This is a genomic window from Piscinibacter sp. HJYY11, assembly GCF_016735515.1.
Classification (GTDB): domain Bacteria; phylum Pseudomonadota; class Gammaproteobacteria; order Burkholderiales; family Burkholderiaceae_C; genus Rhizobacter.
The window spans coordinates 4458628-4479327 of the sequence record NZ_JAERQZ010000001.1 but is presented as its reverse complement, the minus strand read 5'-3'; the positions used below and the strand labels follow the sequence as shown (position 1 = coordinate 4479327).

General features: G+C 67.7%; 27 protein-coding genes. 5 read left to right on the top strand and 22 right to left on the bottom strand.

The genetic code is table 11. The features are described 5' to 3' along the window. Nucleotides 1-4: 4 nt before the first annotated feature. Both JI745_RS21035 and JI745_RS21030 read right to left on the bottom strand, forming a co-directional pair. Entirely contained in the window at nucleotides 5-703 is a 699-nt protein-coding gene (locus JI745_RS21035; RefSeq protein WP_201811455.1) for a hypothetical protein, read from the bottom strand. Next, nucleotides 657-1406: an SURF1 family protein gene (locus JI745_RS21030; RefSeq protein ID WP_201811452.1), complete on the bottom strand. Its 750-nt coding sequence runs from the start codon at nucleotides 1404-1406 to the stop codon at nucleotides 657-659. Before JI745_RS21030 ends, JI745_RS21035 begins: the two co-directional genes overlap by 47 nt. Nucleotides 1407-1438: 32 nt before the next feature. Here JI745_RS21030 and JI745_RS21025 point away from each other — a divergent pair, with 32 nt between their 5' ends. Further along, complete coding sequence (locus JI745_RS21025; protein ID WP_201811451.1) at nucleotides 1439-1660, top strand: twin transmembrane helix small protein; 222 nt, start codon at nucleotides 1439-1441, stop codon at nucleotides 1658-1660. A gap of 69 nt (nucleotides 1661-1729) precedes the next feature. Here JI745_RS21025 and JI745_RS21020 read toward each other — a convergent pair whose 3' ends face one another. The 7 genes from JI745_RS21020 to JI745_RS20995 all read right to left on the bottom strand — a co-directional run bounded on the left by JI745_RS21020 (nucleotide 1730) and on the right by JI745_RS20995 (nucleotide 7644). Continuing rightward, nucleotides 1730-2614, bottom strand: a complete 885-nt coding sequence (locus tag JI745_RS21020) for a cytochrome c oxidase subunit 3 (protein ID WP_201811449.1) — start codon at nucleotides 2612-2614, stop codon at nucleotides 1730-1732. A 63-nt stretch (nucleotides 2615-2677) separates the two neighbouring features. Next, a complete protein-coding gene (locus JI745_RS21015; protein WP_201811447.1) occupies nucleotides 2678-2911 on the bottom strand; it encodes a DUF2970 domain-containing protein in 234 nt (77 codons plus the stop codon). Next, nucleotides 2908-3504, bottom strand: coding sequence for a cytochrome c oxidase assembly protein (locus tag JI745_RS21010; RefSeq protein WP_236675076.1), 597 nt, complete (start codon nucleotides 3502-3504; stop codon nucleotides 2908-2910). The genes JI745_RS21015 and JI745_RS21010 overlap by 4 nt, the downstream gene beginning before the upstream one ends. A 12-nt stretch (nucleotides 3505-3516) precedes the next feature. After that, the gene (locus JI745_RS26515; protein ID WP_236675075.1) at nucleotides 3517-3627 is read right to left on the bottom strand and encodes a cytochrome oxidase small assembly protein; all 111 of its coding nucleotides are present in this window, start codon (nucleotides 3625-3627) and stop codon (nucleotides 3517-3519) included. An 18-nt stretch (nucleotides 3628-3645) separates the two neighbouring features. Beyond that, nucleotides 3646-5283, bottom strand: a complete 1638-nt coding sequence (ctaD, locus tag JI745_RS21005) for a cytochrome c oxidase subunit I (protein WP_201811446.1) — start codon at nucleotides 5281-5283, stop codon at nucleotides 3646-3648. Nucleotides 5284-5312: 29 nt separating this feature from the next. Next, the gene (gene coxB, locus JI745_RS21000; RefSeq protein ID WP_201812713.1) at nucleotides 5313-6497 is read right to left on the bottom strand and encodes a cytochrome c oxidase subunit II; all 1185 of its coding nucleotides are present in this window, start codon (nucleotides 6495-6497) and stop codon (nucleotides 5313-5315) included. 235 nt (nucleotides 6498-6732) lie between these two features. Then, on the bottom strand, nucleotides 6733-7644 hold the full coding sequence (locus JI745_RS20995) for a trans-aconitate 2-methyltransferase (RefSeq protein WP_201811444.1): 912 nt from the start codon (nucleotides 7642-7644) through the stop codon (nucleotides 6733-6735). 132 nt (nucleotides 7645-7776) lie between these two features. Here JI745_RS20995 and JI745_RS20990 point away from each other — a divergent pair, with 132 nt between their 5' ends. Continuing rightward, nucleotides 7777-8367 (top strand): ComF family protein, encoded by a 591-nt coding sequence (locus tag JI745_RS20990; RefSeq protein WP_310738723.1) that lies wholly within the window; start codon nucleotides 7777-7779, stop codon nucleotides 8365-8367. 9 nt (nucleotides 8368-8376) lie between these two features. Then, nucleotides 8377-8847, top strand: a complete 471-nt coding sequence (gene trmL, locus JI745_RS20985) for a tRNA (uridine(34)/cytosine(34)/5-carboxymethylaminomethyluridine(34)-2'-O)-methyltransferase TrmL (protein WP_201811440.1) — start codon at nucleotides 8377-8379, stop codon at nucleotides 8845-8847. Between the two features lie 6 nt (nucleotides 8848-8853). Here trmL and JI745_RS20980 read toward each other — a convergent pair whose 3' ends face one another. The 4 genes from JI745_RS20980 to JI745_RS20965 form a co-directional block, all read right to left on the bottom strand. Further along, nucleotides 8854-9843: an NAD(P)H-dependent glycerol-3-phosphate dehydrogenase gene (locus JI745_RS20980; protein ID WP_201811438.1), complete on the bottom strand. Its 990-nt coding sequence runs from the start codon at nucleotides 9841-9843 to the stop codon at nucleotides 8854-8856. Nucleotides 9844-9859: 16 nt separating this feature from the next. Continuing rightward, a complete protein-coding gene (gene secB, locus JI745_RS20975) occupies nucleotides 9860-10324 on the bottom strand; it encodes a protein-export chaperone SecB (RefSeq protein ID WP_201811436.1) in 465 nt (154 codons plus the stop codon). 88 nt (nucleotides 10325-10412) lie between these two features. Then, complete coding sequence (grxC, locus tag JI745_RS20970) at nucleotides 10413-10673, bottom strand: glutaredoxin 3 (protein ID WP_201811434.1); 261 nt, start codon at nucleotides 10671-10673, stop codon at nucleotides 10413-10415. 21 nt (nucleotides 10674-10694) lie between these two features. Further along, on the bottom strand, nucleotides 10695-11069 hold the full coding sequence (locus JI745_RS20965; RefSeq protein WP_201812712.1) for a rhodanese-like domain-containing protein: 375 nt from the start codon (nucleotides 11067-11069) through the stop codon (nucleotides 10695-10697). A gap of 164 nt (nucleotides 11070-11233) precedes the next feature. On the opposite strand from JI745_RS20965, the gene gpmA reads away from it, so the two are divergent. Next, a complete protein-coding gene (gpmA, locus tag JI745_RS20960; RefSeq protein ID WP_201811432.1) occupies nucleotides 11234-11938 on the top strand; it encodes a 2,3-diphosphoglycerate-dependent phosphoglycerate mutase in 705 nt (234 codons plus the stop codon). 9 nt (nucleotides 11939-11947) lie between these two features. Here the strand turns inward: gpmA and JI745_RS20955 are convergent, their stop codons facing one another. From JI745_RS20955 to JI745_RS20945, 3 genes are all read right to left on the bottom strand, one after another. Continuing rightward, nucleotides 11948-13087: an HD-GYP domain-containing protein gene (locus JI745_RS20955; protein ID WP_201811430.1), complete on the bottom strand. Its 1140-nt coding sequence runs from the start codon at nucleotides 13085-13087 to the stop codon at nucleotides 11948-11950. A 125-nt stretch (nucleotides 13088-13212) separates the two neighbouring features. Continuing rightward, nucleotides 13213-14601 carry an MATE family efflux transporter gene (locus tag JI745_RS20950; RefSeq protein WP_201811428.1) on the bottom strand — a complete coding sequence of 463 codons (1389 nt, stop codon included), beginning with the start codon at nucleotides 14599-14601 and terminating at the stop codon, nucleotides 13213-13215. A gap of 54 nt (nucleotides 14602-14655) precedes the next feature. Then, nucleotides 14656-15594: an ornithine cyclodeaminase family protein gene (locus tag JI745_RS20945; RefSeq protein ID WP_201811426.1), complete on the bottom strand. Its 939-nt coding sequence runs from the start codon at nucleotides 15592-15594 to the stop codon at nucleotides 14656-14658. 28 nt (nucleotides 15595-15622) lie between these two features. On the opposite strand from JI745_RS20945, the gene JI745_RS26510 reads away from it, so the two are divergent. Then, nucleotides 15623-16108 carry a pilin gene (locus JI745_RS26510; protein WP_310738721.1) on the top strand — a complete coding sequence of 162 codons (486 nt, stop codon included), beginning with the start codon at nucleotides 15623-15625 and terminating at the stop codon, nucleotides 16106-16108. Here the strand turns inward: JI745_RS26510 and JI745_RS20935 are convergent. From JI745_RS20935 to JI745_RS20910, 6 genes are read right to left on the bottom strand one after another with little or no spacing between them, the layout of a single operon-like run. Beyond that, nucleotides 16095-16835 (bottom strand): 1-acyl-sn-glycerol-3-phosphate acyltransferase, encoded by a 741-nt coding sequence (locus JI745_RS20935; protein ID WP_201811424.1) that lies wholly within the window; start codon nucleotides 16833-16835, stop codon nucleotides 16095-16097. The two genes, JI745_RS26510 and JI745_RS20935, sit on opposite strands and share 14 nt — an antisense overlap. Nucleotides 16836-16842: 7 nt before the next feature. After that, nucleotides 16843-18138 (bottom strand): dihydroorotase, encoded by a 1296-nt coding sequence (locus tag JI745_RS20930; RefSeq protein ID WP_201811422.1) that lies wholly within the window; start codon nucleotides 18136-18138, stop codon nucleotides 16843-16845. Between the two features lie 16 nt (nucleotides 18139-18154). Further along, the gene (locus JI745_RS20925; protein ID WP_201811420.1) at nucleotides 18155-19111 is read right to left on the bottom strand and encodes an aspartate carbamoyltransferase catalytic subunit; all 957 of its coding nucleotides are present in this window, start codon (nucleotides 19109-19111) and stop codon (nucleotides 18155-18157) included. Further along, nucleotides 19108-19620 carry a bifunctional pyr operon transcriptional regulator/uracil phosphoribosyltransferase PyrR gene (gene pyrR / locus JI745_RS20920; protein WP_201811418.1) on the bottom strand — a complete coding sequence of 171 codons (513 nt, stop codon included), beginning with the start codon at nucleotides 19618-19620 and terminating at the stop codon, nucleotides 19108-19110. The genes JI745_RS20925 and pyrR overlap by 4 nt, the downstream gene beginning before the upstream one ends. 58 nt (nucleotides 19621-19678) lie before the next feature. Then, nucleotides 19679-20089: a Holliday junction resolvase RuvX gene (gene ruvX / locus JI745_RS20915; RefSeq protein ID WP_201811416.1), complete on the bottom strand. Its 411-nt coding sequence runs from the start codon at nucleotides 20087-20089 to the stop codon at nucleotides 19679-19681. Further along, a complete protein-coding gene (locus JI745_RS20910; protein WP_201811414.1) occupies nucleotides 20086-20673 on the bottom strand; it encodes a YqgE/AlgH family protein in 588 nt (195 codons plus the stop codon). The genes ruvX and JI745_RS20910 overlap by 4 nt, the downstream gene beginning before the upstream one ends. Nucleotides 20674-20700: the final 27 nt, after the last annotated feature.

Here is a 20700-nt window from a genome sequence, read left to right as displayed (position 1 = left end):
GCTGTCAGCGCCCGGCGTTGTCCCACGAGGACGAGGCGCGCAGCAGCTTGTCGAGATCGCGTTTCAGCTTGGCGGCGTCGGGGTTCGGCGGCACCCGCATCATCCAGTTGCCCAAGGGGTCGACGATGTAGAAGTGATCTTCCAGCTGCCGGCCTGCCGCCGGAGCCAACCATTTCGAGAGCGCCTCTCGCGGCACCGACAGCACGGTCGCGGCCCCGGCCGCCTGCATGGCCTGCACCGTCTCCGCACGGGCCGGCACGCCGTCGTGCACCAGCCAGACCTTGTCGAGCCGGTCCTTCTCGCGACCGAGTGTTTCGCGCAGCTGGCGCTGCAGCCAGAGGCGCTTCTCGCAGCCTTCGTCGCACGCACCGCCTGCCACCGTCACCAGCAACCACTGGCCCTTGAGCGACGCGGGCGAGACCGGCTTGCCCTGCACGTCCATCAATGTCAGATCGGCCGGCATCGGGCGCTGCGGCTGGACGAGCTCGCTGTAGTTGGTGCGCCCCTCGGGCCGGATCACGAAATAGGTGACGTACGACGCGATCACCGGCGCGGCGCAGACCAGCAGCACCAGCAGCATCTTCAGCCGGCCGCTCGACGTTCGCTTGTCGTCGAGCGACGGCGTGGGCATCGAGTGCACCGTGAAGCTGAAGGCTTCACCGGCGTCGCTGGAAGCGGGGGCGGAGGACTTGGAACCAGACATACAAACCTGCAATCAAGGCGCACAGACCGAACCACTGGAACGCGTAGCCGTAGTGCTTGTGAACATCGGCCGCGGGACGCGGCCATTGGCGCGACAGGCCATCGCGCACAGGTGCGGCCTCGTCGCTCTGCAAGACCGTCCACGGCCGAAGCGTCACACCCAGCTCGCGCGAATGTTCGGCGAGCACGAGATTCTGCCGGATCGGCCCTGAGGCCGCGGCGCCGGGCGCAAAGTCGTAGAGCCGCGCCGGCGGAGGCGCGAGACGGCCCGTCACCTCGACGAGGCCTGAAGGCGTCGGCACCGCTGGAACCCGCGTGCGGTCCTGCACGTCGCGCGGCACCCAGCCGCGTTGAACCAGCACCGCGTCGCCCGGCGACAGCAGCAGCGGCGTCATCACGAAGAAGCCGGGCCGGCCGTTCATCTGCCGGTTGTCGAGGAACACGGTCGCACCCTGCTTCCACTCCCCACGCAGCACCACCGGCCGATGATGTTCGGCCTGGGCCAGCGTTTCGCTGGGGGGCAAGCTGTCCATGCGCAGCGGCGGCAACGTGCCGCGCGTGTCGAGCGCCGTCTGCAGCGCTTCCTTCTGCGCTGCGCGATTGAGCTGCCAGACGCCGAGCCGCGCGGTCGCGCCCATGCCCACGAGCGTGGCCACGAGCACGATCACCGCGCGGCGGCGGGGGTCAGCCAGCCAGCCGGCCATGCGCCAATCTCTGAAGGGGATAATCCCCGGCCATGAAGTACTTCATCGCTGCAGCGCTCGTGCTCATCATCGGGGCGCTCGCCTCCGCCGGCGTGTTCCTGATGCGCGATGGTCGCGACGGCAAGCCCAAGACCTCGAACATGATGCGTGCGCTGGCAGTGCGCGTCGGGCTGTCGGTGCTGCTGTTCCTGTGCATCCTGCTCGCCTACAAGATGGGCTGGATCCGGCCCACGGGGATTCCGATCGAGCGCTGAGGTTCCATCTGGTCTCCAATGCAAAAGAGCGCCGCGAGGCGCTCTTTTGACGTTCGGGTCGAGGCCAGCTCAGAGCCAGTACACCACGACGTAGAGGCCGAGCCACACCACGTCCACGAAGTGCCAGTACCAGGCCGCGCCTTCGAAGCCGAAGTGGCGCTGCGGGGTGAAGTGGCCCTTGTGCAGACGCAGCGTGATGAAGAGCAGCATCAGCGCGCCCACGCAGACATGGAAGCCGTGGAAGCCGGTCAGCATGTAGAAGGTCGAACCGTAGACGCCCGAGTTGAGCTTCAGGTTCAGGTCCTGGTACGCATGCATGTACTCGTAGGCCTGGAAGCCGAGGAAGGTGACGCCCAGCAGCACCGTGATCCACATCCAAAGGATCGTCTTGCTGCGGTTGCCGGCGATCAGCGCGTGGTGCGCGATGGTCAGCGTGACGCCCGAGGTCAGCAGCAGCGCGGTGTTGATGGTCGGAATCGGCCACGGGCCCATCACCGAGAACGGCTCCACCGTCCCTGCGGGTGCGGCGGTGGCGCCGGCCACGCTGCTCGGCCAGAAGGCCTTGAAGTCGGGCCACAGGATCGCGTTCTCCAGGCTGCCGAGGCTCGGCACCGAGTGGACGCGCGCCCAGTACAGCGCGCCGAAGAAGGCGCCGAAGAACATCACTTCCGAGAAGATGAACCAGCTCATGCTCCAGCGGTACGACACGTCGATGCGGTCGCTGTAGAGGCCGCCTTCGCTTTCGCGGATGGCGTCACCGAACCACTGCTTGAGCACGAAGGCCCACCACAGCAGGCCGAAGAGCACGAGGTACGCGCCCCAGCCGTGGCCGTTGATCCACTGGCCCGCCCCGAGGATCACCATGAACAGGCCGATCGAGGCCATCACGGGGTGCCGAGAAGGCGCGGGGATGAAGTAGTGAGGGGTTTGCCCCGGGGTTGTCGCTGCCGACATGGTTTCTCCTACGGATCGGATCTCTAGTGAATCTTGAACTCTTCTTGAGCGTGGCCCAGGCCCTCAGGCCGCAACCCCGCTCGACAACACCCAGCGCACGATCAACACCAGCACCACGATGAACACCACCGCGGCGATCACGCCCGCGATGATCACGTGGACCGGGTTCAGCTGCGCCATGTCCTTCTCATGCTCGGCGGACTTGCGCACGCCGAAAAAAGACCAGCCCACTGCACGCAGCGTCTGGCCGAACGAACCTTTGCGCTTGACCGCGTCTTTCAGACCATCGGACGTCATGACTGCGGCTCCTGCGACGTGGCCTGCACCGCCACCTTGCCGCCGATCTCGAAGAAGGTGTACGACAGGGTGATGGTCTTCACGTCCTTCGGCAGCTTCGGGTCGATCACGAACACCACCGGCCACTGGCGCGACTCGCCGGGCTTCAGGGTGTATTCGTTGAAGCAGAAGCATTCGAGCTTGTTGAAGTGCGGCGTGGCCTGCTTGGGCGCGTAGCTCGGGATCGCCTGTGCCGCCATCGTGCGGTTCTGGATGTTCCTGAACTCGTACATCACGGTGGTCAGCTCACCGGGATGCACTTCCACATAACGCTTGGCAGGCTTGAAGTCCCAGGGGCCGCGCGCGTTGGCATCGAACTCCACCGTGACGGTGCGCGAGGTGTCGACCTGCGTGTTGGCCGGCGTCGCCTTCGAGTGGCCCGGCACCAGCTTCTCCGACACCGACAACACGTTGATGCCGAGCGCCGTGCAGATCGCCCGGTACATCGGCACCAGCGCGTAGCCGAAGCCGAACATCAGCAAGGCCACGACCGCCAGCTTGCCCACCATGCGGCGGTTGTCGAGCAACAGCGACGAACGACGGCCCTTCGTCATGTCAGCGGTCCTTCAGCCACCGAGAAGCACCATGCGAACCATGAAGCCGATGAAGAAGATGAGCGCCACCGAGCCCAGGATCAGGCCCAGCCGGCGGTTGCTCTTTTTCTGCTCAGGCGTCATGGCGGCGTCCCGTGGCGATCAGCCGATCACCTTGGTGGCCGAAGCGTTCAGCTTCGGGGGGTGCTCGAAGGTGTGGAAGGGCGCCGGCGACGGCACTTCCCACTCCAGGCCTTCAGCGGCTTCCCACGGCTTCTGCGGTGCCGGCTCGCCCTTGCCGCGCATGGCAGGCAGCACAATGAAGAGCAGGAAGTACACCTGCATCAGACCGAAGCCGAAGGCACCGACGGTCGCCAGCGCGTTGAAGTCGGCGAACTGCATCGGGTAGTCGGCATAGCGGCGCGGCATGCCGGCAAGACCCAGGAAGTGCATCGGGAAGAAGGTGACGTTGAAGAAGATCAACGAGCCCCAGAAGTGGATCTTGCCGCGCGTCTCGGAGTACATGACGCCGGTCCACTTGGGCGCCCAGTAGTAGTAGCCGGCGAACATCGCGTACAGCGAGCCGGCAACCAGCACGTAGTGGAAGTGCGCCACGACGTAGTAGGTGTCCTGCAGCTGGATGTCGATCGGTGCCACCGACAGGATCAGGCCGGTGAAGCCGCCCATCGTGAACACGAAGATGAAGCCCACCGCGAAGAGCATCGGCGTCTCGAAAGTCATCGAGCCGCGCCACATCGTCGCGATCCAGTTGAACACCTTCACGCCCGTGGGGATGGCGATCAGCATGGTCGCGTACATGAAGAAGAGCTGGCCCGTGACTGGCATGCCGGTCGTGAACATGTGGTGCGCCCACACGATGAACGACAGGATGGCAATTGACGAGGTGGCGTAAACCATCGAGGTGTAGCCGAACAGGCGCTTGCGGGCGAAGGCCGGCACGATGTGGCTCACGATGCCGAAGGCCGGCAGGATCATGATGTACACCTCGGGGTGACCGAAGAACCAGAAGATGTGCTGGTACATGATCGGGTCGCCGCCGCCTGCGGGGTTGAAGAAGGCGGTGCCGAAGTGGCGGTCGGTCAGCGTCATCGTGATGGCGCCGGCGAGCACCGGCATCACGGCGATCAGCAGGTAGGCGGTGATGAGCCAGGTCCAGCAGAACATCGGCATCTTCATCAGCGTCATGCCGGGGGCGCGCATGTTGAGGATGGTCACGATGATGTTGATCGAGCCCATGATCGACGAGGCGCCGAGGATGTGCATCGCGAAGATGCCGGCGTCCATCGAGGGGCCCATCTGCAGCGTGAGCGGCGCGTAGAGCGTCCAGCCGGCGGCGGGGGCGCCACCGGGCATGAAGAACGAGGCCACGAGCATGATGCCGGCCGGGATCAGCAGCCAGAAGCTCAGGTTGTTCATCCGCGCGAAGGCCATGTCGGCCGCGCCGATCTGCAGCGGGATCATCCAGTTCGCGAAGCCCACGAACGCCGGCATGATCGCGCCGAACACCATGATCAGCCCGTGCATGGTCGTGAACTGGTTGAAGAGCTGCGGGTTCACCACCTGCAGCCCGGGCTGGAACAGCTCGGCGCGGATCAGGAGCGCCAGCACGCCGCCGAACAGGAACATCGTGAAGCTGAACAGCAGGTACAGCGTGCCGATGTCCTTGTGGTTGGTGGCGAACACCCAACGGCGCCAGCCGTGCGGATGGTGGTCGTCATGGGCACGGTCATCGTGGCCATGGCCGGCCGCGTGGCCGTGGGGATCGAGTACAGCACTCATGTGTCTTCCTTTGGGACGCGGTTGTCGGATTACTTGCGGGCGGCGGTGACGTCGGCCGGCTGAACGATCTGGCCGGTCTTGTTGGACCAGGCGTTCTTCGTGTAGGTCGCCACGGCGGCAAGGTCGGTGTCGCTGAGCTGCCTCCAGGGCGGCATCGCACCGTTGGCGGCGCCATTCAACAGGATCGCGAGCTGCTTGTTCTTGTCAGCGTCGAGCACGATGGGCGAAGCATCGAGCGGCTTGATGGGACCGGCGCCCTTGCCTGTGGGCTGGTGGCAGGCCGCGCAGTTGGCGGCGTAGACCTTCTCGCCGCGGGCGGCCAGCTCGGGCAGCGCCCAGACCTTGGTCGGGTCGTCGGCCTTGGCCGCGATTTCCTTCATCTTGCCCTCGACCCACTTGGTGTAGTCGGCCTGCGACAGGACCTTCACGTGGATCGGCATGTAGGCGTGTTCCTTGCCGCACAGCTCGGCGCACTGGCCGTAGAAGTCGCCGGTCTTCTCGGCACGGAACCAGGTGTCGCGCACGAAGCCGGGGATCGCATCCTGCTTGATGCCGAAGGCCGGCACCATGAAGGCGTGGATCACGTCGGTGGCGGTGGTGATGATGCGGATCTTCTTGTCGACAGGCACCACGAGCGGGTTGTCGACCTTGAGCAGGTAGTCGTCGCCGGCCGGCTTGCCCGAATCGGACATCTCGCGGTGCGCGACATCGAGCGTGGAGAGGAAGCCGATGCCCTCGCCTTCGCCCTTCAGGTAGTCATAGCCCCACTTCCACTGGATGCCGGTGGCCTTGATGGTGATGTCGGCGGAGCTCGTGTCCTTCATCGCGACGACGGCCTTGGTGGCGGGCAGCGCCATGAAGATCACGATGATGAAGGGGACGACCGTCCAGGCGATCTCGACCTTCACGCTCTCATGGAAGTTGGACGCCTTGGCGCCCTTGGACTTGCGGTGCTTGAAGATCGAATAGAACATGACGCCGAAGACGGCGACGAAGATCACCAGGCAGACGATCAGCATGAAGTTGTGCAACCACTGCTGCTCCGCCGCGATCTTGGTGACCGGGGGATGCAGGTCCAGCTGGTTCACTGCAGGACCGCCGGGCAGGCTGTTGACGGCCATCGCGGCCGTGGTGGTCAGCGCGGTACATGCTGCCACGCAGGTTTGCCCCGCCCTCCGCGCAAAAGACTGCCACAGTGATTTCGTCGCGTTCATCATGGTCGTTTCAGTTTTCAAGAATCACATCGAAGCGGGCTCGCGCGCCTGCCATCCATCGACGACGGGCCTGGTCGTCGAGGCGTTGCATGGATGGAAGTCGAGGCGAGAGGCTTGTCGCCGGCAGCCAGCGGGACACCCCGAGAGCCTGACAGCGCGCAAGTACCCCCGGGCGGACCTGCATTTTTCAAGCCCGCGAGTTTAACGCAGGCGCTTGAGGTGCCTCAAACCGAACTCACCCTCTGGACGACTTGCCGCGCACCATGGCACGCATGTCCTCGACCGAGACGCGCGTCTCGGCAGCCAGCGGCGCGCGCGGCGCGGCCTTGAAGGCATGCCCGTAGGCGATCTCGAAGTCCAGGTAGATCCGCCCGTCAGGTCTCGCCAGGGCCCGCAGCGCGTCGTGCAGCCGCGCCCGCCAGCGTGGCGTGCGCCAGCCGGCAAAACGCTGCGGCGACGCATTGGCACCGAGGGCGCGCAGCTCGTTCAGCAGGGCTTCGGGGCTGTCCCAGCTGAGGGTGAGCACCTCCTGGTCCATCACCGGGTCGGCAAAGCCGGCCTGCACCAGCATGTCGCCCAGGTCGTGCATGTCGACGAAGTCGGCCAGCGGCGGGCCCCAGCCCTGGAGGACATGCAGCTCGTGCAGCGCGCGCAGGCTGCCAGGGCCGAGGCAGGAGAACATCACGAAGCCTTCGGCCGCGAGCAGGCGCTGCCACTGCGCCATCAGCGCCGAGGGGTCGACGACGGCGTGCAACATCATGTTGGCCCAGAGGAGTTGCACGCTCGATGGCGCCACGTCCTGCGGCGCCACGAGCGCGACCGACGGCCCGCGCCAGCGGCGCGCCGACCACCATGGCGCCGCCGTGGCGTGTCGGCTGCGCTCTTGCAAGGCAGCAGTGGGCTCGACCGCCAGATGACGCGCTTCCGGGTAGGCCTTCAGCAGCAGCTCGGTACTCGCTCCGCCAAACGCCCACCAGTCCAGCACCACCTCCGGCTTGACGCGGATGAACTCGAGCCGCTCGGCCATGCGCCGCGCCACTTCGGCATGCAGCCAGGGCGCTTCAGGAGAGCGCGCGAGCCGGCGCAACCAGGCGCTGACGCTCGCCGGGTCGAGCTGTCGCGCGGTCGAGGCTGAGGGCGTGCTCATGAGGTGGGGCAGTATATTGAGCCAATGCTTTTCAGCCGTCTGCTCCAGCCTTTGCCCAGCTTGTGCGCGGTGTGCCGCGGCTGGGGCGATGGGGCCGTGTGCGCCAGCTGCGTCGCCCGCTATGCCCGGGACGTGCCTCGCTGCGAACGCTGCGCCTTGCAGGTGCCGCCGGGAGTGTCCGTGTGCGGCGCCTGCATCCAGCACCCACCACCGTTCGACGCCGCCCGCACCGGTCTCGACTACGGGCACCCCTGGTCAACGCTCATCGCGCGCTTCAAGTTCCATGAAGCCCTCGACCTTGCCGAGGCACTGGTGGCGCCCTTGCTCAACGCCCTGCAACGGACCGACGCCCCCTTGCCGGACCTGCTGCTGCCCGTCCCGTTGAGCACGCAACGGCTGCGCGAGCGCGGCTACAACCAGGCCTGGGAAGCCACGCGCCGTCTCGCCCGCGGCCTCGGCCTGCCGTGCGACGCCCGCCTGCTGCTGCGCGTGAAGGACAGCCCGCACCAGCTCGACCTGCCACCCGACGAGCGCGCGGCCAACGTGCGCGGTGTTTTTGCCGTGGAGCCCTTGCGCCGCGCCGAGCTGCAAGGGCGCTACGTCGCCATCGTCGACGACGTGCTGACCACTGGCGCCACCTGCGCCGAACTCGCCCGCGTGCTGAAGCAGGCCGGCGCCCGGCGTGTGGACGCCTGGGCCCTTGCCCGCACGCCTCGCGACTGACCCTTTCCCATGTTCAACATCGTCCTCGTCCATCCGGAAATCCCGCCCAACACCGGCAACGTGATCCGCCTCGCTGCCAACACCGGCTGCGCCCTTCACCTGATCGAACCTCTTGGGTTTTCGATGGACGACCGGCTGCTGCGGCGTGCCGGCCTCGACTACCACGAGTACGCCCCGGTGCAACGCCACGCGTCATGGCAGGCCTTCCTCGACACCGCCCAGCCCGATCGGCAACACCTGTTCGCGTTCACCACGCGCGGCAGCCAGCCGTTCGCGCAGGTGCCGTGGCGCGCGGGAGACTGGTTCGTCTTCGGATCGGAGACCGCCGGCCTCGCCCCGGAACTGCGCGAGACATTCCCTGCCGCCCAGCGTGTGCGCCTGCCGATGCGGCCGGAACAGCGCAGCCTCAACCTGAGCAATGCGGTGGCGGTGACGGTGTTCGAAGCCTGGCGCCAGAACGGCTACCAGGGCGGGGCCTGATCGAGGTCAGGCCCCTTCACGCCGCGCGTCGCGCGACATCAGTTCCTGGATGGCCTGCGGTGGGCGCAGCCGGCCTTCGAGCACCCGCACCACCGCTTCGGTGATGGGCATGTCCACACCACCCGCCTGCGCCCGCTTGAGCACGGTGGCCGCGCAAGCCACCCCTTCGGCCACATGCCCGAGCTCCTGCAGAATCTGCGGCAGCGGCAGGCCTTGCGCCAGCAGCAGGCCGACCTTGCGGTTGCGTGAGAGGTCGCCGGTGGCCGTCAGCACCAGGTCGCCGAGCCCGCTCAGGCCCATGAAGGTTTCGACGCGCGCGCCCAGGGCAAGCCCGAGCCGCGTCATCTCCGCGAGGCCCCGCGTGATCAGCGCTGCACGCGCGTTGAGACCCAGCTGCAGGCCATCGGCGATGCCGGTCGCGATCGCCATCACGTTCTTGACCGCGCCGCCCACCTCGACGCCGATCGGGTCGTTCGACGCGTAGATGCGCATCGCGTCGGAGTGGAAGGCCTCGACGGCCTGGCGGCAGAGCGCATCGTCCTGGCTCGCGACCACGAGCGCGACGGGCTGACCCCGCGCCACCTCGAGCGCAAAGCTCGGGCCGGACAGGATGCCGACCTGCGCAGCACTCGGCCGCACCGCACGCGCGATCTCGTGGCCGAGCAGGCCGCTGCCTTCTTCAAACCCCTTGCACAACCACAGCACGCCGGGCGCATCGGCCGGCAGGCGTTGCAGCATCTCGCGCAGGCCGGCCATCGGCGTGGCCACCACGATGAGGCCACCGCGGGCGTGCGCCAGCGCAGCGTTGAAATCGGCCGTGAGCTGCAATGCCGCCGGCAGCGGCACGCTTGGCAGGTAGCGAACGTTCTCGCGCGCCGCCTGCATCTGCTGGCACTGCGCCGCGTCGCGCACCCACAGCAGCGTGCCGTGGCGCGCGGCCGTGCTCGCGGCCACGGCCGTGCCCCACGCGCCGGCGCCGAGCACGGTCAGGTTCATCGTGCGACGATGACGCTCAGTTCAGGTTGGCGCCAGCGGCCTGGCCTTCGGCCTGCTGTTGCTGCTGGGCTTCGTACATGGCCTGGAAGTTCACTTCGGCCAGCACCACCGGCGGGAAGCCGGCGCGCGTGCACACATCGGAGACGATGGCGCGCAGATACGGGTAGACGATCTGCGGGCAGGCGATGCCGATGATGGGCTGCAGCTGCTCGTCGGGGATGTTGCGGATCTCGAAGATGCCCGCCTGCTTGGCCTCGACCAGGAACAAGGTCTTGTCCTTGACGGTGGTGGTCACGGTCGCGGTCACCGAGACTTCGTAGACACCATCGGCCACCGGCTGGGCGGCCAGGTTCAGGTTGATGTCGACCTGCGGCTGGGCCTGCTCGAGCAGGATCTGCGGCGAGTTCGGTTGCTCGAGCGACAAGTCCTTCAGGTACACGCGCTGGATCTGGAACACGGGAGCGTTGTTGTCGTCGGCCATGGGAGTCTCGCTGGGTAAAGGAAGAAGGAGCAGATCCGCCCGTTCAAAGGCGGAGCCGGCGATTATGTTCCAGCGCTGATGACGTTCTTCAGCTGCCTTGCAGCAGGGGCATGAGCCCGCCACGCTGGTCGAGCGCGATGAGGTCGTCGCAGCCGCCCACGTGGGTATCGCCGATGAAGATCTGCGGCACCGTGCGGCGGCCGGTGATCTCCATCATGGTGGCGCGTTGCGATGGGTCGAGGTCGACCCGCACTTCATCGATCTCGGCCACGCCCCGCTGCTTGAGCAAGGCCTTGGCACGGATGCAGAACGGGCACACCAGCGTCGTGAACATCTTGACGGGCTGCATGAACGAAACCTCCTGTGGTGGTCAGGCGGATTTCTCGACCGGCAGGTTGGCCTCGCGCCAGGCACGCAGTCCGCCGGCAAGAGGCCGGGCCTTCTCGAAACCCAGCTTCTTCAAGATACCCGCTGCGCGCGAAGCGCGTGCGCCGGTCGGACACACCACCACCACCGGCAAGGCCTTGTTCTTCGGCAGGTCGGTGCTGGTTTCCAGGCTGCCGAAAGGGACGTTCTTCGAGCCACCGGCATGGCCGGCCGCGAATTCGGCGGGCTCGCTCACGTCGACCAGCACCGCACGCTCGCGGTTGATGAGTTGCACCGCCTCGGCGGGGGTCACAGCGCCATTGCCGCCGCCGCCACGCAGGCGCGGCCACATCAAGAGGCCTCCGGAGACGATCGCCATCGCGATCAGCAGCAGGTTCTCGGGGTTGAGGAAGAAGTTCACGTGATGTTCGCGGGCGGGTCGGCCACGGCGTTGAGGCAAACGCGAATTATAGAATTCGGCCCCTCGCCGCCAGGCTTCGTCTGCTTCGCCCGGCTCCACCTCTTCATCCCACTGCTCGCGCCATGTACAAACTCGTGCTCATCCGCCACGGCGAATCGACCTGGAACCTGGAAAACCGCTTCACCGGATGGGTCGACGTGGACCTCACCCCCACCGGCGTCGCCCAGGCCCAGCAGGCCGGCCGCACGCTGAAGGCCCACGGCTACGACTTCGACGTGGCCTACACCTCGGTGCTCAAGCGCGCCATCTGGACGCTCTGGCACACGCTCGACCAGATGGACCGCACCTGGCTGCCGGTGGTGCACCAGTGGCGCCTGAACGAGCGGCACTACGGCGGCCTGCAAGGCCTCAACAAGGCCGAGACCGCCAAGCAATACGGCGACGAGCAGGTGCTGATCTGGCGCCGCAGCTACGACACACCGCCGCCGCCGCTCGCCGCCGATGCCCCGCTCAGCCAGCGCAACGACATCCGCTACGCGAAGCTCAAGCCGGAAGAGATTCCGCTGACCGAATGCCTGAAGGACACCGTGGCACGCGTGCTGCCGGTGTGGAACGACTCCATCGCGCCGGCCATCAAGTCGGGCAAGCGCGTGGTGATCGCCGCGCACGGCAACAGCATCCGCGCGCTGGTGAAGTACCTGAGCAACATCGGCGACGACGAGATCGTGGGCGTCAACATCCCCAACGGCACGCCGCTCGTGTACGAGCTCGATGCCGACCTCAAGCCGATCAAGCCCTACTACTACCTCGAAGAGAAGAAGGCCTGATCAGGCGCATCAGGCCGGCAGGCCGTAGAGCCGCTCCGGCGGCACACGGTCGAGCACCGACTTGTCGGCCACGAAGCCGGTGATCGCGTGCTCGGCACGGCTGGTGTCGCGGCGCACGATGTTGAGCACCGGCACGCCGGTGCGGTCGGTGATGCTGGCGGCGATCGGCGTGTTGGCACTCGCGGTGCGACGGATCACCACCGCCAGCTCGCCGGTCTTGAGCTTCACCAGCTCGCCCGGCGGGTAGATCCCGAATTCCTTGATGATGGCCATCGCCATCGCACCGCCGCCATCGGTCTTGTAGAGGTCGCGTGCAGCCTCCTGCGCATGCAACGGCTTGCGGATGGCCTTTGGGCTGATCTTGGCCATGAAGACGTCCGCGTACTTGAGTGCCTTGGCCATCTCGCTCATCTCGGTGAGCCCGCGCGGGTAGCCCTTGCCGTCGTTCCACTCGTGGTGCTGCTCCACCGCTGTGAGCCACTCTTCATCGGTGATGCCCACCTCGCGCAGCATGCGGGCGCTCTCCAGCGGGTGCTCGTGCAGCACGGCACGCTGCTCGGCCAGCATCGGCACGCCTTGTGCGGCCAGGCGGCCTTGCAGTTCGAAGACCGACATGTTCATCGTCAGCGCCGCCTTCACGAGCGTCAGGCAACGTTCGCGCGGCCAGCCCATGCGCTGCGCCATCAGGAAGCACATCATCCCGGTGTAGATCGCATGGCTCAGGCCGTAGATGGAGAGCTTGCGGGTGTCCTGCCGCACGGCGAGGAAGATCCCCACATCGGCATCCTTCTCGGTGAGCAGCGCGAGGTGCTGCGCCAGCTCGTCGATGCGTGCCTCGAACTGCTTCGGCTCGTCGGCAATGCCCTTGACGATGCGCTCCAGGCGCCAGCGCAGCTGGTCCCACAGGCCGAAGACGCTGGTCGGCCGTGTTTCCACCGGCTCGGGCCGGGCGCCGTTGATCGCCGCCATGGCCGCCTTGGCGTCTTCACCTTCGACCATCGCACCGTGTGCCATCAGTGCGGCGAGCTGCTCATCGTTCTCGATGATGGCGCCACGCGCCAGCAACAGGTTGCCTTCGGCATCGCGCACTTCCACGAGCGATGGCATGCCGAACTGCACCAGGTGCCGATCCATCTTGACCAGTGCCATGAGGTACCTCCGCTATGAGCCGAATGTAGGCCTGCGACGCGGCAGGAAACAGCCAAATAAAGGCGCTTTTCTGCTGATTTTTTCAGCAGACGTCGGGCGCGCAGGCCCCGGCTGCCGACAAATGCTCAGTTGAGCAGGCGGTGACGCGTCCACGCGGTGCCGCGCATGCGCTTGCGAAAAAGGATGTTGCGCACGATCCAGTCGGCAAACATGCCCAGCCACACGCCGATCACGCCCAGCCCGAAGACGATGCCGAGCAGGTAGCCGGCGCCGATGCGAAGTCCCCACATCGTGGAGCTGCCGACCACCAGGCCGTAGCGCGTGTCGCCTGCGCCGCGCAGGCCCGCCGGCAGCACCCACGAGCCCGCCCAGGCCGGCATGAACACGCAGCTGAGCGCGATCAGCCACGCCGCCTGCGCCGTCACCTCGGCGTTGTTGCCGAAGAGCCCCGCCAGCCACCACGAGAACGGCAGCACGATCGCCGCCAGCGTCGACAGCGACCAGTTGGCGCTGCGGATCACACGCCGCAGCACCAGCTGCGCCGCCTTCACCCGCCCGGCCCCGAGCCGCATGCCCACGAGCGTGGTGGCCGCCACGCCGAGCGCGGTGCCGGGTGTGTTGACGAAGTTGCTGACGTAGAAGGCGATGAAGTTGGCCGCCATCGCCGTGGTGCCCAGCCCCACCACGATCATCTGCGTGACGATCTTGCCGAGGTGGAAGAACGAGGACTCCAGCGCCGCCGGCCAGCCCACCTTCAGGACGGACCGCATGAATTCCCGGCGCACCGGCCAGCCGCCCACATGCTCTGCGCCCCGCTTGAGCGTGGGCCACAGCGCCAGCAGCACCAGGGCCACACCGCCACAGCGCGCAAGCAGCAAGGCCGCGCCGGCACCGTTCACGCTGCCGTTCTCGCCGCGCATGAAGATCGCGGCCATGACGATCTGCGACGCCGCCATCACCACTTGCACGCGCATCGCGGTGTCGGTGCGCGCCATGCCGCGCAGCACGCCGCAGCTGGTGAGCACGATGGACGTCGCCATGCCGGCGACGATGACCCAGCGGAAGTAGCGATCGGCCTGCACCTTCACCGCCTCTTCGGCCCCGGGCAGCACCATCGCGATCCAGAGCCCGCGGGTGTTCCACAGCAGCAGCGCCACCAGCGTGCCCGCCACGAGGGCCAGTGCGATGGCGCTGAACGCGACCGAACGCAGGTCACCTCGGCGGCCCGCTCCCACGCAATGGGCCACTGTCACCGTGGCACCGATGGCCAGGCCGCCGTAGATCGCGATCAAGAGGAAGTTGAGCGCGTCCATCATGCCGATGGCCGCGACAGACGCCGGCCCGAGATGGCTCGCCATCGCCATCACCACCGTGCCGGTGAGCACGAGCGCGAATTCCTGCAGCAGCACCGGCCCCGCCAGTGCCCACACGCCGCGCGGCCGCGCGAAGCGGCGGCGGATCTGGAAACGCAGCCAGCGCCAACGGCCGCTGGTGGTGAACGAAGGAGGGCTCAAGGGGTGAAACGATTCAGTGCCGCCGACGATAACCCGCCCAGGAGGGGGCTGCTGTCACCTGCGAGAACCGTTTGCCGACTCCACCACGAGCACCGCCGCGGCCAGGTCTTCCAGCGCCGAGCCGACCGACTTGAAGACCGTGCGTTCCTGCACGCTGGTGCGGCCGGGGGCTTCGCCGCGGCTCAGCGCTGCGAGCGTCGGGCCTCCAGCAGACAGCACCCCACGCGCCACCGGCCCGAGCAGTTCGCCGCTCTTGCGCCACGCCTCGGCATCGTCCACCGCCACGGTGGCACCGCGGAAGCAGTCGTCATCGGCCTCGCGCATCGCCGGGGTGAAGCTGCCGATGAGGTCGAGGTGGCTGCCCGCACGCAGCCAGGCGCCCTGCACCACCGGCTCGGTGGCGAGCGTGGCGCAGCTCACGACATCGGCCCAGCCGACGGCAGCCTGCAGGTCGGCCGCGGCGTGCGCCGGCAGCCCTTGTGCCCGCCACTGCGCAGCCAGGGCTTCGGCCGCCTCGGCGCGTCGCGCCCACACCTGCACCTCGTCGATGGGCAACACGCTGCGGTAGGCCGCCGGCAGCCGCTCTGCCACACGGCCCGCCCCCACGACGAGCAGTCGCCGCGCATCGGGCCGCGCCATGAACGACGCGCCCAGCGCCGCAGTCGCCGCGGTGCGGCAGGCGGTGAGCTCGCTGCCGTCGATGAAGGCGAGCGGCACGCCGGTGTCGGCGTCGTGCAGCAGGTAGGTGGCATGCAGCCCCGGCAAGCCACGCGCGGCATTGGCCGGCGCGATGTTGATCGTCTTGAGGCCGAAGTAGCGGCCGGGCAACCACGCCGGCATGATCAGCACCGTCATGTCGGCGTGCGTGCCGGGGATGGTGTGCACATGGCGCGGCGGCATCTCGCAGCCGGTGCGAAACATTTCCCGCAGCGCCGGCACCAGGGCCTCGAAGCCGAGCGCTGCGCGGGTCGAGGCGGCGTCGAAGGTCTGCATCGGGCGGACTGTGACACACTGCCCCGCCATGCACCCTCTAGACCGACGCTCCGGCTTCACGCTCATCGAAGTGCTGATCGTGATGGCCATCCTGGCCATCCTCGCGCTGATGGCGGTGCCCAGCCTGCAAGGCAAGTACATCCGCGAGAACATCGCCGAAGGCGTGACGCTGGCCAAGCTGGCCAAGGACCACGTGAGCGCCGTGTGGGCCACCACCAAGACCCTGCCCTCCGACAACGCGACCGCCGGCCTGCCGGCCGCCGACAAGATCGTCAACAACATGGTGAAGTCGGTGACCGTCGAAGGCGGTGCCATCCACATCGTCTTCGGCAACCGGGCCAACGGAGCGCTGCAGGGCAAGACCTTGACGCTGCTGCCGGCCGTCGTGGAAGACGCCCCGGTGGTGCCGGTCGCGTGGGTGTGCGGGCATGCGAAGGCGCCCGAGAAGATGAAGCTCGTCGGCGCCAACCGCACCGACATCGAGCGCCGTCACCTGCCGATCAACTGCCTCTGAAGCCGAGCGCGGCGCCGATCTCGCCGCGCACCCGCTCCGACAGGTCGCGCCGGTCCTGCCCGGCCGAGGCGATGGGCGCGAGCTGGTGAACCTGCACCCGCAGGCCGCGGGCGCCCACCACCTTCCACAAGGACTCGGCCAGGGTCGAATCGCCCACCCACACCACCGCCTGGCTCGGCGCGCTGTCGGCGTCGACATAGCGCAAGGCGATGGGCTGCAGCAGCGCGTCGGTCGAGATCGCGGCCTGCAGCAGGTTGGCGTGGAAGGGCAGCAGCGTGGTGCCATCGCCCGTGGTGCCCTCGGGAAACATCGCGATGGTGTCGCCCTGCTTCAGCGCGGCGGCGATCTGGTGCACCACGCGCAACGCATCGCGCTTGCGCTCGCGCTCGATGAAGAGCGTGCCGCCGCAGCCCACCAGCCAGCCGAGCACCGGCCAGTGCTTCACGTCGGCCTTGGAGACGAAGCGTGCCGGGTGCACCGCGTTGATGGCCAGGATGTCGAGCCACGAGATGTGGTTGGCCACGAGCAGCACGGGGCCGTCGTGGGAGCGGCCATGGCCCTCGACCGTCAAACCCAGCGCACGTGCCACCTGGCCGCACCAGCGGCCCGTCTGCGCGAGCCGCTGGGCCGGGCTCGAGAACGGGAAGATGAAGGCGCAGCGCAGCACGGCGAGCACGAGCAGCCCGCCCACGCGGGCCAGCCGCCACAGCGCGATGACGGCGCGCACGGCCGCCTCAGGCCGCTTCGTGGGCCACGCTGCCGGCCACGAGCGTGTACTTCACGCTGCCCGGCAGCTCGTAGCCGGCGAACGGCGAGTGCTTGCCCTGGCTCTTCAAGGCCTGCGGCCGCACCGTCCAGTGGGTCTTCGGATCGAAGACGCACACGTCGGCCACACCGCCTTCGACCAGCCGGCCGGCGCTCGAAGCCAGCGAGCCCAGCGCATCGCCCAGCACCCGCACCGGCTCGGAGGTCACCTTGGCCAGCGCCTTCGCGAGGCCGAGCTTCTGCTCGTCGCCCCACTTGAGCGCGAGGCTGAGCAGCAGCTCCAGGCCGGTGGCGCCGGGCTCGGCTTCGGCGAACGGCAGGTTCTTCGCGTCTTCGTCGACCGGCGTGTGGTCGCTGACCAGCGCATCGATGGTGCCGTCGACCAGGCCGGCGCGGATCGCATCCCGGTCGCGCTGCTGGCGCAGCGGCGGCGTGAGCCGCATGTCGGCGTTGAAGTAGCCGATGTCGACGTCGGTCAGGTGCAGGTGGTTCACGCTCACGTCGCAGGTGACCGGCAGGCCTTCCGCCTTGGCGGCACGCACGAGCGCGATGCCGGCCGCGCTGCTCAGGCGGCACAGGTGCACGCGGGCACCCGTCACGCGCATCAGCTCGAAGATGGTGTGCAGCGCGATGGTCTCGGCGATCACGGGCACGCCCGAGAGGCCCAGTCGCGTGGCGAGGGGGCCGCTGGCGGCCACGCCCTTGCCGAGATGGGCGTCCTGCGGGCGCAGCCACACGCAGTAGCCGAAGGTCGAGGCGTATTGCAGCGCACGCTGCAGCACCATGGTGTCGGCCAGCGGCACGTCGGCCTGCGAGAAGCCGACGCAGCCGGCTTCGGTCAGCTCGGCCATCTCGGTGAGCACCTCGCCGGCCAGGCCGCGCGTCAGCGCGCCCAACGGGTAGAGGTGCGACTGGTTGAGGTTGCGCGCGCGGAACTTGAGCATCTCGACGAGGCCGGGCTCGTCGAGCGCGGGGTCGGTGTCGGGCGGGCAGACGAGGCTCGTCACGCCACCGGCGACTGCCGCCGCCATCTCCGACTCGAGCATGCCTTCGTGCTCGTGGCCCGGCTCGCGCAAGCGCGCGGCGAGGTCGACCAGGCCCGGCGCGACGACGAGGCCGCTTGCGTCGAGGGTGCGCGCAGGCTTGAAGTCGGGGTTGACCTTGCCCAGGGTCACGATGCGGCCGGCCGCGATGGCCACGTCACCGGTTTCGTCGCGGCCCGAGGCGGGGTCGACGATGCGACCGTTCTTGATCAACAGTTTCATCTTGTCGAGCGCTCCCTCAGGCGTTGTTGCCGGCGATCGTGGACATGACCGCCATGCGCACCGCGATGCCGAAGGTGACCTGCGGCAGGATCACGCTCTGCTTGCCATCGGCCACCGACGAATCGATCTCCACACCGCGGTTGATCGGGCCCGGGTGCATCACGATCGCATCGGGCTTGGCGTGGGCCAGCTTCTCCTGCGTGAGGCCGTAGTTCTTGAAGAACTCGCCGGCACTCGGCAGCATGGCGCCGCTCATGCGCTCGTTCTGCAGGCGCAGCATGATGACCACGTCGGCGCCGCGGATCCCCTCGGCCATGTCGTGGCACACCCGCACGCCCATCTCCTTCAGGTCGCCGGGCACCAGCGTCTTCGGGCCCACGGCGCGGATGTCGGGCACGCCCAGCGTGGCCAGCGCGTTGATGTCGGAACGCGCCACGCGCGAGTGCACGATGTCGCCGACGATCGCCACGCTCAGCTTGGTGAAGTCCTGCTTGTAGTGGCGGATCGTGTACATGTCGAGCAGGCCCTGCGTCGGGTGCGCATGCCGGCCGTCGCCCGCGTTGACCACGTGCACGTGCGGCGCGCAGTGCTGGGCGATGAGGTACGGCGCCCCGCTCTCGCTGTGGCGCACGACGAACATGTCGGCGTGCATGGCCGACAGGTTGGCGATGGTGTCGAGCAGGCTCTCACCCTTGGCGGCGCTCGACTTCGCGATGTCGAGGTTGATCACATCGGCCGAGAGGCGCTTGGCCGCGATCTCGAAGGTGGTGCGCGTGCGGGTGCTGTTCTCGAAGAAGAGGTTGAAGACGCTCTTGCCGCGCAAGAGGGGCACCTTCTTCACCTCGCGGTCGTTCACGCTGAGGAAGGTGCCGGCGGTGTCGAGGATGTGGTGGATCACCGCCCGCGGCAGGCCTTCGATGGAGAGCAGGTGGATCAGCTCGCCGTGCTTGTTGAGTTGCGGGTTGCGCGTCACGAACCCTCTCCCTTCTTCTCCTGGATGTCGAAACTGAAGCGCCCGTCGTCGTCGCGCGCCAGGCGCAGGCGCGAGGCCTTGGGCAAGGCGATGCGGGCGGCGGCATAGGCCGGCTGGATCGGCAGCTCGCGGCCGCCACGGTCGACCAGCACCGCGAGCGTGACGCTCGCCGGACGGCCGAAGTCGAAGAGCTCGTTGATCACGGCCCGCGTGGTGCGGCCGGTGTAGAGCACGTCGTCGATCAGCACGATCGGCTTGCCTTCGATCTCGAACGGCAGCTTGGTCGGGTCGGCGCTGGACAGGCCCCGCGAAGAGAAGTCGTCGCGGTGCAGGGCGCTCGAGATCACGCCCGGCTCGCCGGCAAGCTTCAGGTCGCGCTGCAGGCGCTCGGCCAGCCAGGCGCCGCCGGACCAGATGCCGACCAGCACGGCGTCGGGTTGCAGCAGAGTGCGTACGCCGCTCAGCAAGTCACCGTACAAGGCCTCGGCGTCGAGATGCAATGTGCTCATTGAGGAACCTCCGTGCGTTGCACTGCGGTGTGAGCCCCTTCGGGCGGCCGGGCGTGGCTCATGGCAAGTCTTTCAAGAACTGCTCCAGGATGATCGCGGCCGAGGCCGCATCGACGTCGCTCGCGCCGTGGGCATGGGCCTCGGTGGTGCTGTAGCGCTCGTCCACCTCGTGCACCGGCAGCCTGAAGCGGCCGTGCAGCTGGCGGGCGAAGCGCTGCGCGCGGGCGGTATTGTCATGCGGTGCGCCGTCGGGGTGGTAGGGCACGCCGACCACCAGCGCCTCGGGCTGCCACTCCTGGATGAGCGCTCCGAGCGCGGCGAAACGGGCATCCCCTTCGGCGGCGACGGTCTTCAGGGGCGTGGCGGTGCGCGTGAGGGTGTTGCCGCTGGCCACGCCCACGCGCTTGGTACCGAAATCGAAAGCGAGAAAGGAGCGAGGAGAGATGGGAGGCAGAGCCTGCTGGCTCATGCGTGCCCCGCCTCTTGGCTCAGCATGCGCGGGTCGATGCCCAAGAGCGACAGCGCCTTGTCGTAGCGCTGCTCGACCGGCGTGTCGAAGATGATGCCGGGCTCGGCGCTGACGGTGATCCAGCCGTTGCGGCCGATCTCTTCTTCGAGCTGGCCGGCGCTCCAGCCGCTGTAGCCGAGGGTGACGAGGATCTTCTTCGGGCCAGCGCCGTGCGAGAGGGCTTCCAGCACGTCCTTGCTGGTCGTCATCTCCAGGCCGCCCGGGATCTGCAGCGAGGAGTTGTAGTGACCGCCATCCTCGCCATCGCCGCCCAGGCGCTCGTGCAGCACGAAGCCGCGCTCGGTCTGCACCGGCCCGCCGAAGTAGACCGGCTCGTTGGCCAGGTCGGCACGATCCAGCGTGAGCTCGACCTTCTCGAACAGGTTCTTCAGCTTGATGTCGATCGGCTTGTTGATCACGAGGCCGAGCGCGCCCTTGTCGGTGTGCTCGCACATGTAGACCACCGCACCGGCAAAGGTCTCGTCGGCCATGCCGGGCATGGCGATCAGGAACTGGTTGGTGAGGTTGATGGACGAGCCGGCCATGCGCGCGATTTTATTCCTGCGGCAAAC

What these genes read in the sequence shown, in the direction of transcription:
- trmL (WP_201811440.1), top strand. Translation starts at nt 8,377, where the DNA reads ATGTTCAACATCGTCCTCGTCCATCCGGAAATCCCGCCCAACACCGGC.
- JI745_RS21025 (WP_201811451.1), top strand. Translation starts at nt 1,439, where the DNA reads ATGAAGTACTTCATCGCTGCAGCGCTCGTGCTCATCATCGGGGCGCTC.
- JI745_RS21035 (WP_201811455.1), bottom strand. Translation starts at nt 703, where the DNA reads ATGTCTGGTTCCAAGTCCTCCGCCCCCGCTTCCAGCGACGCCGGTGAA.
- JI745_RS21020 (WP_201811449.1), bottom strand. Translation starts at nt 2,614, where the DNA reads ATGTCGGCAGCGACAACCCCGGGGCAAACCCCTCACTACTTCATCCCC.
- secB (WP_201811436.1), bottom strand. Translation starts at nt 10,324, where the DNA reads ATGGCCGACGACAACAACGCTCCCGTGTTCCAGATCCAGCGCGTGTAC.
- JI745_RS21010 (WP_236675076.1), bottom strand. Translation starts at nt 3,504, where the DNA reads ATGACGAAGGGCCGTCGTTCGTCGCTGTTGCTCGACAACCGCCGCATG.
- grxC (WP_201811434.1), bottom strand. Translation starts at nt 10,673, where the DNA reads ATGCAGCCCGTCAAGATGTTCACGACGCTGGTGTGCCCGTTCTGCATC.
- JI745_RS20930 (WP_201811422.1), bottom strand. Translation starts at nt 18,138, where the DNA reads ATGAAACTGTTGATCAAGAACGGTCGCATCGTCGACCCCGCCTCGGGC.
- pyrR (WP_201811418.1), bottom strand. Translation starts at nt 19,620, where the DNA reads ATGAGCACATTGCATCTCGACGCCGAGGCCTTGTACGGTGACTTGCTG.
- JI745_RS20980 (WP_201811438.1), bottom strand. Translation starts at nt 9,843, where the DNA reads ATGAACCTGACCGTGCTCGGCGCCGGCGCGTGGGGCACGGCCGTGGCC.
- JI745_RS26510 (WP_310738721.1), top strand. Translation starts at nt 15,623, where the DNA reads ATGCACCCTCTAGACCGACGCTCCGGCTTCACGCTCATCGAAGTGCTG.
- coxB (WP_201812713.1), bottom strand. Translation starts at nt 6,497, where the DNA reads ATGAACGCGACGAAATCACTGTGGCAGTCTTTTGCGCGGAGGGCGGGG.
- ruvX (WP_201811416.1), bottom strand. Translation starts at nt 20,089, where the DNA reads ATGAGCCAGCAGGCTCTGCCTCCCATCTCTCCTCGCTCCTTTCTCGCT.
- JI745_RS20955 (WP_201811430.1), bottom strand. Translation starts at nt 13,087, where the DNA reads ATGGCACTGGTCAAGATGGATCGGCACCTGGTGCAGTTCGGCATGCCA.
- JI745_RS21015 (WP_201811447.1), bottom strand. Translation starts at nt 2,911, where the DNA reads ATGACGTCCGATGGTCTGAAAGACGCGGTCAAGCGCAAAGGTTCGTTC.
- JI745_RS20965 (WP_201812712.1), bottom strand. Translation starts at nt 11,069, where the DNA reads ATGGCGATCGTCTCCGGAGGCCTCTTGATGTGGCCGCGCCTGCGTGGC.
- ctaD (WP_201811446.1), bottom strand. Translation starts at nt 5,283, where the DNA reads ATGAGTGCTGTACTCGATCCCCACGGCCACGCGGCCGGCCATGGCCAC.
- JI745_RS26515 (WP_236675075.1), bottom strand. Translation starts at nt 3,627, where the DNA reads ATGACGCCTGAGCAGAAAAAGAGCAACCGCCGGCTGGGCCTGATCCTG.
- JI745_RS20910 (WP_201811414.1), bottom strand. Translation starts at nt 20,673, where the DNA reads ATGGCCGGCTCGTCCATCAACCTCACCAACCAGTTCCTGATCGCCATG.
- gpmA (WP_201811432.1), top strand. Translation starts at nt 11,234, where the DNA reads ATGTACAAACTCGTGCTCATCCGCCACGGCGAATCGACCTGGAACCTG.
- JI745_RS20995 (WP_201811444.1), bottom strand. Translation starts at nt 7,644, where the DNA reads ATGAGCACGCCCTCAGCCTCGACCGCGCGACAGCTCGACCCGGCGAGC.
- JI745_RS21030 (WP_201811452.1), bottom strand. Translation starts at nt 1,406, where the DNA reads ATGGCCGGCTGGCTGGCTGACCCCCGCCGCCGCGCGGTGATCGTGCTC.
- JI745_RS20945 (WP_201811426.1), bottom strand. Translation starts at nt 15,594, where the DNA reads ATGCAGACCTTCGACGCCGCCTCGACCCGCGCAGCGCTCGGCTTCGAG.